The sequence below is a fragment of the Kribbella qitaiheensis genome (assembly GCF_042657745.1).
GTDB lineage: Bacteria > Actinomycetota > Actinomycetes > Propionibacteriales > Kribbellaceae > Kribbella > Kribbella qitaiheensis.
The window spans coordinates 98,576-113,504 of the sequence record NZ_JBHSKE010000044.1; the positions used below are offsets into that span (position 1 = coordinate 98,576).

At 68.1% G+C, this 14,929-nt stretch carries 15 protein-coding genes; 8 read left to right on the top strand and 7 right to left on the bottom strand.

The features are described 5' to 3' along the window. Window position 1: 1 nt before the first annotated feature. The 3 genes from ACFPJ1_RS28075 to ACFPJ1_RS28085 form a co-directional block, all read right to left on the bottom strand. Complete coding sequence (locus ACFPJ1_RS28075) at window positions 2-1,672, bottom strand: hypothetical protein (RefSeq protein WP_380108426.1); 1,671 nt, start codon at window positions 1,670-1,672, stop codon at window positions 2-4. 65 nt (window positions 1,673-1,737) lie between these two features. Beyond that, a complete protein-coding gene (locus ACFPJ1_RS28080; RefSeq protein WP_380108428.1) occupies window positions 1,738-2,445 on the bottom strand; it encodes a uridine kinase family protein in 708 nt (235 codons plus the stop codon). After that, window positions 2,432-2,938 (bottom strand): hypothetical protein, encoded by a 507-nt coding sequence (locus tag ACFPJ1_RS28085; RefSeq protein WP_380108430.1) that lies wholly within the window; start codon window positions 2,936-2,938, stop codon window positions 2,432-2,434. Before ACFPJ1_RS28085 ends, ACFPJ1_RS28080 begins: the two co-directional genes overlap by 14 nt. Window positions 2,939-3,036: 98 nt before the next feature. Between ACFPJ1_RS28085 and ACFPJ1_RS28090 the strand changes: the two genes are divergently transcribed. Next, a complete protein-coding gene (locus ACFPJ1_RS28090; RefSeq protein WP_380108432.1) occupies window positions 3,037-3,528 on the top strand; it encodes an SseB family protein in 492 nt (163 codons plus the stop codon). On the opposite strand, the gene ACFPJ1_RS28095 is transcribed toward ACFPJ1_RS28090, so the two are convergent. Together ACFPJ1_RS28095 and ACFPJ1_RS28100 are read right to left on the bottom strand one after the other, a co-directional pair. After that, window positions 3,529-5,706, bottom strand: coding sequence for an ABC transporter permease (locus ACFPJ1_RS28095; RefSeq protein ID WP_380108434.1), 2,178 nt, complete (start codon window positions 5,704-5,706; stop codon window positions 3,529-3,531). It abuts the gene before it with no gap. Window positions 5,707-5,849: 143 nt separating this feature from the next. Next, a complete protein-coding gene (locus ACFPJ1_RS28100; protein WP_380108436.1) occupies window positions 5,850-6,284 on the bottom strand; it encodes a DUF1707 domain-containing protein in 435 nt (144 codons plus the stop codon). Between the two features lie 184 nt (window positions 6,285-6,468). On the opposite strand from ACFPJ1_RS28100, the gene ACFPJ1_RS28105 reads away from it, so the two are divergent. Beyond that, complete coding sequence (locus ACFPJ1_RS28105) at window positions 6,469-7,185, top strand: TetR/AcrR family transcriptional regulator (RefSeq protein ID WP_380108437.1); 717 nt, start codon at window positions 6,469-6,471, stop codon at window positions 7,183-7,185. Here the strand turns inward: ACFPJ1_RS28105 and ACFPJ1_RS28110 are convergent. Together ACFPJ1_RS28110 and ACFPJ1_RS28115 are read right to left on the bottom strand one after the other, a co-directional pair. Further along, window positions 7,182-8,348: a glycoside hydrolase 5 family protein gene (locus ACFPJ1_RS28110; protein ID WP_380108438.1), complete on the bottom strand. Its 1,167-nt coding sequence runs from the start codon at window positions 8,346-8,348 to the stop codon at window positions 7,182-7,184. The two genes, ACFPJ1_RS28105 and ACFPJ1_RS28110, sit on opposite strands and share 4 nt — an antisense overlap. A gap of 42 nt (window positions 8,349-8,390) precedes the next feature. Beyond that, window positions 8,391-9,413 carry a LacI family DNA-binding transcriptional regulator gene (locus ACFPJ1_RS28115; RefSeq protein WP_380108439.1) on the bottom strand — a complete coding sequence of 341 codons (1,023 nt, stop codon included), beginning with the start codon at window positions 9,411-9,413 and terminating at the stop codon, window positions 8,391-8,393. A gap of 95 nt (window positions 9,414-9,508) precedes the next feature. Here ACFPJ1_RS28115 and ACFPJ1_RS28120 point away from each other — a divergent pair, with 95 nt between their 5' ends. From ACFPJ1_RS28120 to ACFPJ1_RS28145, 6 genes are all read left to right on the top strand, one after another. Then, window positions 9,509-10,801 carry an ABC transporter substrate-binding protein gene (locus ACFPJ1_RS28120; protein WP_380108441.1) on the top strand — a complete coding sequence of 431 codons (1,293 nt, stop codon included), beginning with the start codon at window positions 9,509-9,511 and terminating at the stop codon, window positions 10,799-10,801. A 4-nt stretch (window positions 10,802-10,805) separates the two neighbouring features. Further along, window positions 10,806-11,684, top strand: coding sequence for a carbohydrate ABC transporter permease (locus ACFPJ1_RS28125; RefSeq protein ID WP_380108442.1), 879 nt, complete (start codon window positions 10,806-10,808; stop codon window positions 11,682-11,684). Further along, window positions 11,681-12,604, top strand: coding sequence for a carbohydrate ABC transporter permease (locus ACFPJ1_RS28130; protein ID WP_380108444.1), 924 nt, complete (start codon window positions 11,681-11,683; stop codon window positions 12,602-12,604). Before ACFPJ1_RS28125 ends, ACFPJ1_RS28130 begins: the two co-directional genes overlap by 4 nt. Before the next feature lie 69 nt (window positions 12,605-12,673). Further along, window positions 12,674-14,023 (top strand): discoidin domain-containing protein, encoded by a 1,350-nt coding sequence (locus ACFPJ1_RS28135; protein ID WP_380108446.1) that lies wholly within the window; start codon window positions 12,674-12,676, stop codon window positions 14,021-14,023. A 115-nt stretch (window positions 14,024-14,138) separates the two neighbouring features. Continuing rightward, entirely contained in the window at window positions 14,139-14,372 is a 234-nt protein-coding gene (locus ACFPJ1_RS28140) for a winged helix-turn-helix domain-containing protein (RefSeq protein ID WP_380108448.1), read from the top strand. A 27-nt stretch (window positions 14,373-14,399) separates the two neighbouring features. Next, window positions 14,400-14,777: a BTAD domain-containing putative transcriptional regulator gene (locus tag ACFPJ1_RS28145; RefSeq protein WP_380108450.1), complete on the top strand. Its 378-nt coding sequence runs from the start codon at window positions 14,400-14,402 to the stop codon at window positions 14,775-14,777. The last annotated feature ends 152 nt before the right edge of the window (window positions 14,778-14,929 follow it).

Here is a 14,929-nt window from a genome sequence, read left to right on the forward strand (position 1 = left end):
CCTATCCTCCCGCACCGCTCGTGGAGCCGGCCATCAGCGTGTCGATGCGGCGAGTGCCGGTGTGATCGACCCGGAACCTGAACCCGTGTGGGCTGGTCCACTCCAGTGCGCCGTCGTCGAGACGCCGGACCGACCAGCGACCATGAGTCTTGACCCGGTGGCTGAATCGCCGCAGGGGTGCCAGGTTGCTGGTACTCGTCTGTCCGGGTGGTCCGGTCGGGTCGTAAGGCTCGATGTGGTCGAGGTCGATCCGCCGGGTCGTCTCAGCTGTCCCGAACGGGAACTGCTCGACCGGGTGAATCAGCGCAACACGCTCACGAATGCGGTCAGGAATCTCATAGGCGTCGACGCTGACCTTGTCGTTGAGGTCGATCACCGGCCTCACCAGGTACGGGCCGTATCCGATCAATTCGCCCAGTTGGCCGGCCACCATCGGCCCGATGCCTTCGACCCGCAAGACTCCGCTGCCGGTGGCGAGGGTGTGGTCAGTGAGGTGGACGAGAACCTCTGTCCGGCCCGGTGAACGTCCGCCGGACTGGATGGTGTTGCCATGGGCTTGCTGCTTGATCTGGGCAAGCCTCGCCGCCAGGGCACGCTGCGCTGCTCGATCCGGCTCTGAATCGTCATCGTCGTCGCCATGCCCGTGGTCGCCGTCGTCCCACGCTTCGTGCCGGGTCCGGACCGGAGTGTCCAGCGGATCAGGAAGCCCGCTTTGACTCGGATGTGGTGCGTCACGGTCCGCCTCGTCATCAACCCCCGGCTCAGCCGGCTCTACGGCGGGCGACTCTGCTTCCGCGGGTTCTCTGAGATGTCTGGAAGCCGAGGCGGCGGGGCGCGACGGGGTTCTCACGGAAAGACTGGAGGCCTGGGCCAGCAGGGCGGCGGCGTAGGTCGGGTCGGCGAGGATACCGACGGCCTTGGCGCGGCGCCTTTGGAGAGAACTGGTGTCGCCGAGGGCTTCCAGGGCTTCAGCGATCGCGTCGACAGTGGCGTCGAAACGGATGACATCGCCGGAGGCGGCCAGGATCCAGACGGACTTGGTGCCGTGGTCGTTCGAGCGACCGATGTAGACACCTCGTTCGCGGGCCTTCTGCTGGGCAGCCGCCTCGGCTGCTGCGGCGTCTGCCTGCCAGATCGCCGCCTTGACGATCTTCTTCAACCGAAGCGGGGTGACGGAATCGATGATCCCCGCAACCCGCCGATCGACGATGGCGGCGGCCTCCTGGCTCAGGTCGAGGCAGGCAGTGGCTATCTGCCGGGCCTTCCAAGGAGTCGCCTCCTCGTTCAGAACCATCGCGAGGATCCGGGGCAACCTGTGCCGAAGGGCGAGTGCCTGGCCGATGAAGGCCGCCGCGGCACCCGCGGACATGTCCATCATGGCCCCGAACTCGGCAGCGGCGAACTCGCTGATCGATGGGCAGCCCGCTCCGCCGAGCACGATCGCCCGTTCACTGCCAGGCTTTTGGTCGCGATCGTGGGTCGTGGAATGGTGGAGGTCGGCGTACCGCAGGGCGTGGACGATGAGCCTGACCTCGAGCCGCCGGTGTTCGGCGTGATGCTCCGCGGTCGAGCGCAGCAGCTCGGCCGTATCCAGTTCTCCCACGTCGCCATCGAACATGTCTTCGATTCTATGCGCATCTGAGCGCGCACACCAAGTCACCAACCCCGCCATTTCCCGTTGTCCACAAGGGCAAAACGTCACACTTGCGCCCGGCGAAAGCCTGATAGACGACTGGACTACGAGGCGGCGGAGTCCTGGGTGAGGTTGACGGACTTCGTCACCAGTTCCGTCTCTGTTGAGTACGGGACGGTGGGGTCGCCGTCGACGATGACTTGGGCGCGCTGGCGGCTGTTCTCGGTGGCGAAGTGGTCGCGTTCCCAGCGCATCCACTCCAGCCAGTGGTCGCGGAGGGCCTCGCCGTCGCGCTCGATACCGCGGTCCAGGCGGACCTCGTTGCTGGTCTCGATCCAGATCCGCAGCGACTGGTAGGGATCGGCGTCGCGGTCGGTCGAGGTGACACCCTCGACGATCAGCAGATCGAGGGTGACCGGGACCACGTGGAGCTCGGCGTAGTTGCCGAGGTGCCAGTCGTACCGGCGGTACCGGCCTTCGCGGCCGTCCGCCAGCCGCTTCAGGACGTGGTCCCGGAGCAGCCCGAACCCGCGAACCGCGCCGTCCCACCCCTCGTACAGGTCGTCCATGTGCAGTACCAGCGTGTGCAGGCCGCGCGCCTCCGCACGCGCGGCGATGCGGTCGGCCAGGGTGGTCTTGCCGGAACCGGCGGGACCGTCGACGCCGATCAGCCGCGTCCGGCCCAGCCGTGCGGGCGTCTCCTGGACGTGGTCGAGCAGCTTGTCGATGGCCAGCGGCCCGTGCGTCAGGGGATCTTGCGTCAGGGGGTCGGTGCTAGGGGTGCCCTTGGTCAGGGGGTCAGTTGATTCCATGGCGTTTCAGGATGTCCTCGATCTCGTCGAACTCCGACGATTCCTGGCTCTTACCCGCCTTGGGGGCCTTGGCGGGCTTCGCCTGCTTCGTGGGCTTCGCGCTGGCCGCCGGGGGACCGGAGGCCGTCAGCTCTCCGATGGCGTCGGAGGCAGGCTTGGGCTTGGCCACCTTCTCCGGGGCGTCACCACGGCGTGCCATGGCGACGCCGGAGACCACGTAGAGCACGACCGAGACGCCGAACAGCGCCACGCCGGCCCACACGGTGGGGGAGAAGATCAGGTGCGTGACCCAGCTCGTGACGCTCTTCACCACGTCCCAGAGCAGCTCGAGCAGCCCGGTCATGTACAGCGAGACCGGGAGCAGCGACCAGGCCACGCCGCGGACGCCCGAAGCGAGTCCGCGGCGCCGCCAGGCGGCCCAGGACGCGATCAGGCCGAGCAGCGTCAGGCCGGCACAGAACGGCAGCAGCGTCAGATCATTGAAGTCAGGCACATACCCAGGCTCGCACAGGAACCCCACGATCCAAGAGGGAAGAGCCCTGACACCACCCTGAAACCCCGCTCCGGGGAGGCGACCCGGACAATGGGTGGGTGCAACCAGAACGCCGCCTCGCCTTCACCGGATTCGACAACGACGACGGGACGGCCGATCCTGCGCTCAGCGAAGCCCTCCAAGCGGGCGACCAGGGCGCGATCCTGGCCGCGCTGACCAGGGCGCGGCTGCTGGTGCCGGTGGTCGCGATGCTCGGCGAGGTCGAGTACGACGAGCGCGGGCTGGCGCACGACAAGACCTCCGACATGGCGGTGGCGCTGCTGCAGGGCCAGGACGGACGGAACGCGCTGCTGGCCTTCACGAGCACGGAGAGTCTGGCCCGCTGGAGCCCCGAGGCGCGGCCGATGCCCGCCCAGTCACAGTTGGTAGCCACCGCCGCGATCCAGGAGGGCGCCGCCGCTATCGTCCTCGACGTCGCCGGGCCGGCGCCCGCAGTACTGGAGACGGATGACGTACGGCGCCTCGCCGCCGGCTTCCAGGTGGTTCGCCTGGAAGACGGCGGCTACGGGTGGGTCACGACCGGCGAGTGATCAGCCGGCCGGGGAGTTGACCGCGTCCATCGGCTCGGCGCGCATCGCCAGGCGGCCGGTGATGCCGGTGACCGGCAGGACCAGCAGCAGGACGAGTGTGACCCAGCCGAGCAGGATCCAGACCGGCCCGGACGGGATCGGCCAGCCGCGCGTCGCGATGGCGATCGGGAAGATGCTGAAGCAGGCTGCGACCAGGCCGAGCACGAGCCCGAAGGCCGCGATCACCAGGTTCTCCAGGTAGAGCATCTTCGCCACCTGCCGCCGGGTGAATCCGGTCAGCTGCTGCAGGCCGAACTCGCGCCGCCGGTCGAGCACCGCCACCGCGATCGTGTTGATCGAGGCGATCGCGGTGTAGGCGATCGCGATCGCGGCCAGCAGGTAGCTGATCCAGGCGTCGATCCCGAGCCCGGCGTCGTACGCCGCGGACAGCAGGTCGCGACCGCCGATCGTCGTCCCTGGCCACTTCTCCAGGTCGGTCGCCTTCGGCTGGGACGTCTTCAGCAGGATCTGCGTCGGCAGCCCGGCCGTCGTGTGCGCGGCCAGCAGAGTCGAGGGCAGCAGGATCGACTCGTACCCCGAGGTGCCGTCGGCCAGCGCGACGATCTTCACCTTGACCAGTGCGTCGTCACCCAGCCGTACTCCGATCTCGTCCCCGATGCCGACCTTCAACTTCTTGGCCGCTCCGGGCGGCAGGGCGACTGTGTCACCGGTGAGCTGCTCCATAGATCCGGCGTGGACCTTTCCTCTGTAGACGGGCCCGTTCAGACCCAGCAGCGGCCAGGGATCGCTGGTGTGAGTTGTGTCGTACGGCTCCTCGATCCAGCCCTTGCTCCGGACCAGTTCGGACGCCACGGTGACTCCCGGCGCACTTCGGACCTGGTCGAACAGACCGTCCGGTATGCCGCCCGCGTCGCTCGTGATGACGGCGTTCGCGGACAGGTTGTCGGTGTAGGCGTCGACCGCTGCCTTCTGCTGGGTCGTCTGCGAGTAGATGTTGCCCAGCGCGATCGCCGTGGCCAGCGTGATCGGTACCAGGATCGCGGCGAACTGCACCGCCCGGACCCGGAGGTTGATCGCCGCCAGGACCCCGCTGTTACCACCCCGGCGTTCGAGCCAGCCGGTCACCCGGTCGGTGAGCAGCGCGCGGATCAGCACCGGACCGAGCACGGCGACGGCGATCGAGCCCGTGAGCACGGCCGGTCCGCCGATCGCCGCGGCGTTCGCGGGACTCATGAAGATCGTCGAGACGCCGACTCCGACGGTGGCGGCGGCGAATGCGGCGCCGATGATCAGCCGCGCCCTGCCCATCACCACCGGCGGTACTGCGGCCTCGGCGAGCGCTTGGATCGGCTTGATCCGGGCGGCCCGTCCGGCGGCGAGACCGACCGTCAAGCGAAGGATCACCAGCGTCAGCACGGCGGCTCCGGCGAACGGCAAGGGCCCCTGGTCGAACCGCAGTCCCGGCGGCACGATCCCGTTGCCGGTCAGCATCCCGAAGATCCAGGTGCCGGTCGTCCGACCGAGGAGGAGCCCGCCGGCCAGCGCGAGCATGGAGACGAGCATCATCTCGGTGACCACCATCTCGTGGACCTGCCCCGGGGTGGCCCCACCGGCCCGCAGCAGGGCGAGCTCCCGGCGGCGCTGCCGTACGGACAGGCCGATCGTCGCGGAGACGACCAGGGCCATCACGACCGCGACCATGCCGCCGAAGACACCCGACAGGATGATCAGCGGCAGACTCGTCGCGATCCCGGCGAACTCGGCCGCGCCGCGGTCGTCGCCGGTCAGCGCCGAGACGCCTTCCGGCAGGTCCAGCCGCCGCACGAGCTGGCTCACCGACGTACCGGGAGCCGGGAAGACGCCGATCGCGTCGACGCGGTCCGGGGTGTCGGCGGCGGCGAAGAACGCTGACGGCGCGTCCACTTCGCGCCTTGGCGAGGCCACACCGGCGAGGACGAACTCGCGCGGCTCGCCGCTGACGATGACGTTCACCCTGTCGCCCGGCTTCGACGTACCGGCCAGGCGCTGGTCGAGAACCACCTCGCCGGCGGCGGGCGCAGTACCGGCTGTCAGCTGGTACGGCGTGAGCTCGGCGGAAGGCCAGCCATGGCCGGTCAGGGTGTACTTGCCTGGAGCAACTACTGCGGGGAACGAGACGTCCGGAACTGCCTTGGCCACGCCCGGAGTACGGGCCAGCTTCTCGACCAGGGCCGGTCGACGCCGTGGCGTTCGGGGTAGGCGACCGAGCCCGATCCGTTCGGCGGGTGCAGGGCGAGCCGGAACATGTCGTCACCTTCGATCGAAGCAGTTGCGAGAGGAGGTCAGCGGCCCGTGGGCAGGTGGGACTTGCGGTGGTAGGACTCGTTGGTCCACCAGAGGATGGCGACGCCCAGTCCCAGGCCGAGGTCCGACCAGAGCCACCACGGCCCGTCGAAGTGGCCGAAGACCGCGAGCACCACCCAGACCACGAACTGGATCGCGCAGACGGCCAGCCAGCCGACGGTGGCGATGCGCAGCGCCAGGGTCAGTCCCGACGGCGGGACCGCGTCGTCCAGGCCGTCGAAGACCTGCCGCAGTTCGCCGCGGGTCCGCGCGGTGTCGAGCAGTTCGTGCCGGTCGGCCGCCTGCTTCGCGCTCAGCGTGCCCTGCCGGGCGGCGCTCTCGATCTTGGCGTGGGCTGCCTGCCGGTCGGTGCCGGTCAGCCGGATCTCGTCCGGCGAGACCAGCGGGCCGAGGGTGGCGGTGAAGGTGTTCATCTCTGGTTCCTCTTCTCAGCGGTGCGTTCCGGCCCGGTGCCGGTCCAACGAGAAAAAGCGTAAGGATTGAACAGTTTCTCCCGGCAGGAGTCTGGGACCCGTTTCGGAGGTGGGGTTAAGTCCCCTGTGACCGGTGGTGCTCGGGGTCCTGCCGGAACGGCGCCGGGTGCGGAAGGATGGGGACATGAGCGACGAGCCGGTCCGGTTGCCGGCTGGGCTCGCCCTGTCGTGGGGCGTCCAGCCGGTGCAGCGGCGCGGCCCGAAACCCGCGCTCAGCGTCCAGCAGATCGTCGCCACCGGGATCGAGTTCGGCGACAGCCAGGGCTTCGAGGCCATCTCGCTGCAGAAGATCGCCGCGCACCTGGGCGTCAGCACGAACGCGATGTATCGCTACGTCAGCTCGAAGGATGAGCTGATCGTTCTGGTCACCGAGACAGCCTGGGGACGAGCGCCTCGACTGACCGCCGAAGGCTGGCGCGAGGGCGCGCAGGCCTGGGTGCACGCCCAGTTGGAGCGGTACTCCGAGCGTCCGTGGCTGCTGGATGTCCCGATCCGGGGTGCGCCGATGACCCCGAACCTGCTCAGCTGGGTCGAAGTACTGCTACAGGTGCTCGACGACACCGGACTGAGCCAGCACGACAACCTCGGCTGCGTGCTGCTGCTCGACGGATTCGTCCGCAGTTACGCCAACCTGGCCCGGCAACTGGAGGCGAGCGACGCGACGCCGGTGCAGGCGGAGGAGGTGGGGGCGTTCCTGGTACCACGACTGGCCGCCGGCGACTACCCGATGCTGACCGCGCTCTACACCAACCAGGAGTACGAGGACGGGCTCGACGACGATCTCGACTTCGGCCTGAACCGCATCCTCGACGGTATCCAGGTCCTGATCGACCGCCGTTAAGGCAGTGCGATCCGGACAGGTCCTTCCGCGCGGGCTGCTACCCAGCTGAGGTGGAACTCGCTGCCCGGGGCGATCTCGGCTCGGCGCTGCGGCTCCGTGCGCAGGTTCACCGGGCTCGTCAGCGTGGTCGCCTGCGGCGGGCTGACTCCGGCGGACCGGACCTCGGCGATCACGTCCGCGAGCGCCTGGGCGGCCGGCTTGCGCTGATGGTCCACGGTGAAGAGGCCGAGGTCGTACTCCCGGTCCGGGAAGTCCAGCAGCCGCCGGTCGATGTCGTGCGACGACCACCAGGTGACACCCCACAGCGCCGGGTTGTGCACCACCAGCTCGACCGTACGCCGGGTGAACTCGGCCTGGAGGTCCACCGGGATGTCAGGACCCGGTACGCCGATCTCCTGCAGCCACACGGGTCGCGCCGGGTCGAGCGAGGTGGCCGCCGCGAGCTCGACCAGGTAGTCCGCGTGGGTCAGGGTCGCCGGGCCGAGCGGCCCGTCCACTCGGGAGACCCCGTTGAAAACCCACGAGTGGACGGTGCTCAGCTCACCCAGGTCGACCACGTCGACCGGGCGGAACGGGTGGTCCGGCTTGTACCAGGCGTCGTCGAAGACCGAGTGCAGCGCGAGCACCCCGGGCGCCGCCTTCTTCACCGCGACGAGTAGTTCCCGCGCCCAGCTGGTTGAGCTCTCCGGAGTGGTGGAGCTGTCCGGCCAGAGGTTGTTCACCTCGTTCCCGAGGGTGATCGCGAAGACGTTGGGACGGCTGGCGACCGCGCGCGCCACAGTCTCGACGTACGCCGTCAGGCCGGCGCGGACGGTGTCGCTCTCGAACAGGCTGCTGCGGTGCCAGGTGAGCACCCAGGACGGCAGGAAGTCGAAGCTCGACAGGTGGCCCTGGATCAGGTCGACCGCGACGCCCAGGCCGTGCTCGGCGGCCGCGTCGATCAGGTCCAGCAGGTCCTCGATCGCGCGCTCGCGGATGATCGCCCGGTTCGGCTGGATCCACGGCCAGACCGGGAACACCCGGACGTGGTCCAGCCCGAGTCCGGCGAGGTCGGCGAAGTCGCGCCGGACCGCGGCACCGTCGTAGTCGAGCCAGCTGTAGAACCACCCGGACGACGGGACGTAGTTCGCGCCGAACCGTGGCGTGCCGGTTTCCGAGAGCATGACAGGGATGCTAAATCGGTTTAGTGAATTTCGCCAACCGGGTCATGACGACACCGGCGGGGCGGTGGACTCGCGGACGGTCAGCACCGGGTCGGCGGTGCGCTTGTTGATCACCGTGGCCGGGTCGGCGATCACCTCGAGCAGCACCTCGGCCGCCTGCCGGCCGAACTCGAAGGTGTCCCGGGACAGCGCCGTCAGCGCCGGGTGCATCAACTGGGTCAGGATCGAGTCGTCGAACGCGACGATGGACAGGTCGCCCGGGACCGAGACGCCCATCTCCATCGCGACGCCGAGCCCGGCCACCGCCATCACGTCGCTGTCGTAGACGATCGCGGTCGGCCGCACCGCCTGGGAGAGCAGCTTGCGGGTGGTGGCGGCGCCCTCGGCGTCGCTGAAGTCGGTGGTCAGCGACGGGGCGTCGATCAGGCCGAGCCGGGGCGCGGCGTCGCGGACCGCGCGGATCCGGCGCTGGGTGTGCTGGAAGTTCGGCGTGCCGGCGACGTGCGCGATCCGGCGGTGGCCGATCGCGGCCAGGTACTCCACGATCGACAGCATCGCGTCCCGGTCGTCGGCCCAGACCGAGGCGAGCGAACCCTTGCCGCCGCGGCCGCCGATCACCACCGCCGGCAGTTCCAGTTCCCGCAACGCCTCGATCCTGGGGTCCTTCACGCTCAGGTCGACCAGGATGACGCCGTCCACCCGGTGCTCCGACGACCAGCGCCGGTACACCTCGATCTCGGCGGCGGTGTCCTCGACGATCAGCAGTTGCAGCGAGATCGAGTGCGCGGACAGGCCGGACTGCAGGCCGGACAACAGGTGCGCGAAGAAGGGTTCGACGCCGAGCGTGCGGGCCGGGCGGGCGATCACCAGGCCGACCGAGTCGACCCGGGACGCGCCCAGGGCGCGCGCGGCGCTGTGCGGTCGCCAGCTCATCTGCTCGGCGATCTGCAGGATCCTGGCCCGGGTCGCGTCGCTGACCCCCGGACGCCCGTTCAGCGCGAACGAGACGGCGCCCTTCGACACCCCGGCGCGATCGGCGATGTCCGAGATCGTCGGTCTGGCCACGGCCCCTCCCTTCGTCGAACTTTCCCCTTGACAGCGGATTCTACGATGTGGATAGTGCAGGAGCTATACCGGTTTATCACTTCAGGAGAAAACCTATGCGAAGTCGTCGTCTGACCCCGGTGGCAGCTCTTGCCGTCGCGGCCCTCACTCTCGCCGGTTGTGGCCTCGGCTCCTCCGACGACACGTCGTCCGGCAGCCAGCCCACTGTCGATGCGAACGCCAAGGTGACGGGTGAGGTCAGTTTCCAGACCTGGGCGCTGAAGCCGAAGTTCACCTCGTACGTCGAAGGCGTGATCAAGGCCTTCGAGGCGAAGTACCCGGGCACCAAGGTGACCTGGCTGGACCAGCCGGGTGACGGCTACGACAAGAAGGTGCTGAGCCAGGCGTCCGCGGGTCAGTTGCCCGACGTGACCAACCTGCCGCCAGAGTTCGCGCTGCCGCTGGCCAAGCAGAACCTGCTGCTCGACGTCTCCGCCGCCGACCCGGCCGTGAAGACCGACTACGTCGAGGGCGGCCTCACGGCGTACCAGTACAACGGGCTGAACGGCACGTTCGGCTACCCGTGGTACCTGAACACCGACATCGACTACTGGAACTCGACGAAGTTCGCGGCTGCCGGGCTGGACGCGAAGAACCCGCCGAAGACCTTCGACGAACTGCTCGCCGCCGCCAAGGTGGTGCACGACAAGTCCGGCGGCAAGGAGTACCTGATGAGCCGGCTGCCCGGCATCGGCGACTTCACCAACGCGGGCGTCAAGATCGTCTCCGACGACGGCAAGAAGTTCACCTTCAACACCCCCGAGGCGGTCGCTCTGCTGGACAAGTACCGCGACGCCTACAAGGCCGGGTACCTGCCGCGCGACATCCTCACCCAGGAGTACCTGGGCAACTCCAAGCTCTTCACCCAGGGCAAGGTGGCCTGGACCACCGGTGGCGGCAACGCGATCGTCGACTTCCAGAAGGACAACCCGTCGCTGAAGGGCAAGGTCGTCCCGTCGCCGGCGCTGGACATCCCGCCGCTGTACGTGCAGGGCCTGTCGGTCTCGTCGAAGAGCAAGAACCAGGCGGCCGCGATCGCGCTGGCCCGGTTCGTCACCAACGCCGAGAACCAGGCCGCGTTCGCCAAGATCGTCAACATCTTCCCCAGCACCAAGGCGTCCGCGAACGACCCGTACTTCTCCAAGAGCGACGGGACCGTCGAGAGTGACGCGAAGGTGCTCGCCTTCGAGTCGCTGGCCAAGGCGAAGTCGCTGCAGCCGGCCGTGATCAGCGGCGCGACGAACGACTTCATCAACCAGCAGATCTCGCTGGCGATCGCCGGCAAGGTCACCTCGCAGCAGGCCCTCGACGCCGCGGTGGCCAAGGCCGACCAGCTGCTCGCCCAGTAACGCGATGCGCTACCACCGGTGGTTCTCCCCGTGGGTGCTGGTCGTGCCGGCACTCGCCTGGTTGCTGGTGTTCAACCTGTGGCCGTCGATCAACACCGTGATCCTGTCGTTCACCAACGCCAGGCCGATCGGCGGCGGGACCTTCGTCGGGCTGAAGAACTTCGAGGCTCTGCTGCACGACGAACAGCTGCGCTACGCGTTGCTGAACAGCGTCATCTACATGATCGTCTGCCTGCCGCTGCTGACGATCCTGCCGTTGGCGCTGGCGGTCCTGGTGGAGAAGAAGCTGCCCGGGATCACCTTCTTCCGGACGGCCTTCTACACGCCGGTGGTGGCGTCCGCGGTGGTGGTGGCGCTGATCTGGCAGTGGATCCTGGACGATCGCGGCCTGGTCAACGGCCTGGCCGAGAAGCTGGGCGTGATCTCCGGGCCGCTGCCGTTCCTGTCCGATCAGTGGCTGCTGCTGTTCAGCGCGATCAGCCTGACCGTGTGGAAGGGCCTCGGCTACTACATGATCATCTACCTCGCCGCCCTCGGGAACGTCGGCCGTGAGCTGCACGAGGCCGCGGCCGTCGACGGTGCGAGCGCCTTCCGGCGGTTCACCAACATCACCGTCCCGGGGGTGCGCGGGACGATGATCCTGATCGCCATCCTGATCTCGGTGTCGGCCCTGCGGGTCTTCTCGGAGCTCTTCATCCTCAGCGGCGGCAACGGCGGTCCCGGTGGACGGGACTCCTCCGTGGTGATGTTGATCCAGCAGTACAGCCAGGGCTTCGAGGGCAACCTCGGCTACGCCTCCGCGCTGTCGATCGTGCTGTTCTTCGTCACCGTGGTACCGATGCTGGCGTTGGCCCGGCTCAACCGGAAGGCGGCGGACGCATGACCGTGGTGACGGACCCCGCGCGGCCGGTCGCAGTACCGGAGTCTTCTGGTACTGCGAACCGGCGGCGGCGCAAGGGTGGGACGTTCGGGTTCAACACCGTCTCGCCGCGGGAGAAGGTGGTCCGCTACGTGCTGCTGGTGTTCGTCCTGCTGATCACCATCGGGCCGTTCCTGTGGCAGTTGTCCACCTCGCTGAAAGGATCGGGCGAGGACATCTACACCCGGATCCCGCGGTTGCTGCCGGCCCAGCCGACGTTGTCGCACTACGGCGAGGTGGCCGACACCATCCCGGTCTGGGACTACATGCGCAACTCGCTGCAGGTCGCAGTACTGGTTGTCGGAGGCAACATCGTCGGGTCGTCGCTGGCCGGCTTCGCGCTGTCGCGGTTGCAGTTCAAGGGCCGCAAGATCGTGCTCGGGTTGTTCCTGGCCACTCTGGTCCTGCCCGGCGAGGTGACGATCATCTCGCAGTACGTCACGGTCCGGGAGTTCGGACTGGCGAACACGCTGCTCGGTGTCGCGCTGCCCGGCATGATCGGCGCGCTGAACGTGCTGCTGATGTACAACGCGTTCCGCTCGTTGCCGGTGGAAATCGACCAGGCGGCGATCGTGGACGGCGCGAACGTCTGGCAGCGGTTCGTCTATATCGGACTGCCGTCGGTGCGCGGGACGATCAGCGTCGTGGCGATCTTCGCCTTCATCGGCGCCTGGGACGACTTCCTCTGGCCGCTGATCGTGCTGACCGATCCGGACAAGTACACCCTGACCGTCGGACTGCAGTACCTGTCCGGCACCTTCAGCAACAACCCCCGGCTGATCGCCGCGGGCACGATGATCGCGTTCATCCCGATCGTGATCGTGTTCGCGACGCTGCAACGGTTCTTCTTCAAAGGCGTGGAGGAGGGCGCCGTCAAGGGATAACCCGCACCGTTGCACTTGTTCGACCATCCCCACCGCCCATCTCGGTTTGGTTCGAAGGAGTTGTGTTCGATGTTGCGTAGAGCTCTGTCTGCCGCGGTCGCCGCCGTCCTCGGCGCCGCACTACTTTCCGCCCCCACCGCCGCTCAGGCCAGTACTACGGCCGACAGCAAGCGGGTCGTCGTGTACTACCAGACGCAGTACCTGAATGGCGTGTACGTGTCGCCCAAGGCGATGACCGACAACAACACCGGCGTCACCAACGTCCTGGTGGGCGCGATTCACCTCGATCCCGACGTCGTGCACCTCAACGACGACCCGCCGGAGGCTGCCAAGTTCACCCAGATGTGGGCGGACCTGCACGCCATGCAGGCCAAGGGCGTCAAGGTCTCGGCCTTCGTCGGCGGTGCCGCGCAGGGGAGTTTCCAGCGGCTCGACACCGAGTTCGACAAGTACTACCCGAGGCTGAAGAACCTCGTCACGACGTACGGGCTGGACGGTCTGGACCTGGACGTCGAGGAGAACATGTCGCAGGCCGGCATCAACCGGCTGATCGACCAGTTGACCACGGACTTCGGTACCGGCTTCATCATCACGCTCGCGCCGGTCGCGACCGCGTTGAGCGGCGGCGGCAACGTGTCCGGGTTCAACTACGAGACGCTCGAGCGTGATCGCGGCGCGAAGATCGACTGGTACAACGCGCAGTTCTACTGCGGCTGGGGTTCGATGGTGAACACGACCGGCTACGACAACATCATCAACCGCGGCCTGTTCACCCCCGCCAAGGTGGTCACCGGCGTTGTCACGAACTCGGCGAACTGCGGCGGCTACGTGGCCCTGCCGACGCTGAAGATCACGCTGGCCGCGCTGGTCGCGAAGTACCCGACCTTCGGCGGCGTCGACGGCTGGGAGTACTTCAACTCCGACCCGGGTGGCACGGCGGCCCCGTGGCAGTGGGCCCGCGAGATGACATCCGCCATGTCCGGCGGCAGCGGCGGCCCGGTCAACCTGGCCCTGAACAAACCGGCCACCGGGTCCGCAGCCTGCGCCTCCTCGGAGGGCCCGGCCAAGGCCGTCAACGGCAGCGTCACCGGCGGCAACTCCGACAAGTTCTGCACGCTGGCCGCGTCGAAGTACCTCCAGGTCGACCTCGGCTCCGCGCAGACGATCGGCAAGGTCGAGATCTCCCACGCCGCGGCAGGCGGTGAGTCCGCGACCTTCAACACCCGCGCCTTCACCCTCCAGACCTCCACCAACGGCTCCTCCTGGACCACCCGATCCACCATCACCAACAACACCGCCGCCGTCACCACCCACACGTTCACGGGAGTCTCAGCCCGCTACCTCCGCCTGAACATCACCACCCCGACTCAATCGACCGACCCCGCCGCCCGAATCTACGAACTGAAAGCCTTCGCCTGACCTAGAGGAGCGGCCCAGCCCCCGCTGGGCCGCTCTGCGGGCCACTACGATGTGGGGTCTGGCGAGCTGAGGGGCTTCCTTGACTAGCGGGCTGCGTTTCACCGTGCTGGGGCCGATGAGCGTCGTGCGTGACGGCGTGCCGGTCGCCCTGGCCACCAAGCCGCGCACGCTGCTGGCCACGTTGCTGCTGCGGGCGGGCCAGCCGGTGCCGGTCGACGTCCTCTCGGATCGGTTGTGGGGCGAGGATCCGCCGGTCAACGTGCGGGCCTCACTGACCTACATCACCCGGCTCCGGACCGCGCTCGGCGACGACGGCAGATCGTGCGCACCTTGCCGGACGGCTACTTGATCCAGGTCGCCACAGAGCAGCTGGACCTTGCCGAGTTCCGATTCACTCGACCGCCACGACATCCCCGCGCTCGTCGAGACCCGGCTGAGCGTCCTCGAACGCCGCATCGACGTCGATCTCCGGCTCGGCCTCCACGCCCGCCTGGTCCCCGAACTCCGCGCGCTGACCACCGCCCACCCCCTCCGCGAACGCATCTGGGGCCAGCTGATGACGGCCCTGTACCGGCGTGGTCGCCAGGCGGACCTAGCTCGTACTACGGCCCGCCCACGCCTGGGCTCGGCGTACGGGGGCTTCTGTTCCGGCGGCTGGCGAGCTCGTAGGGATTGCCGTCAGGAGCGCGGAAGTGGATCCATTGCCAGCGAAGCCGGAACGCGACGGGGGCGGCCATACCTGATAGTCGGCTAAGAAGACTGCTCGAGGGACACTCCCGGGTTGTCCGGGGCGTTGATACTGGTGATACGGCCGGCGTGGCCCTTATGGAGGAGTTCGGTCATGAGAAGCCCTGTGTCAACCCGCCTGTTGCTCGTTGGGGTTGAGGTGGCGTTGGAGGGCGTTGT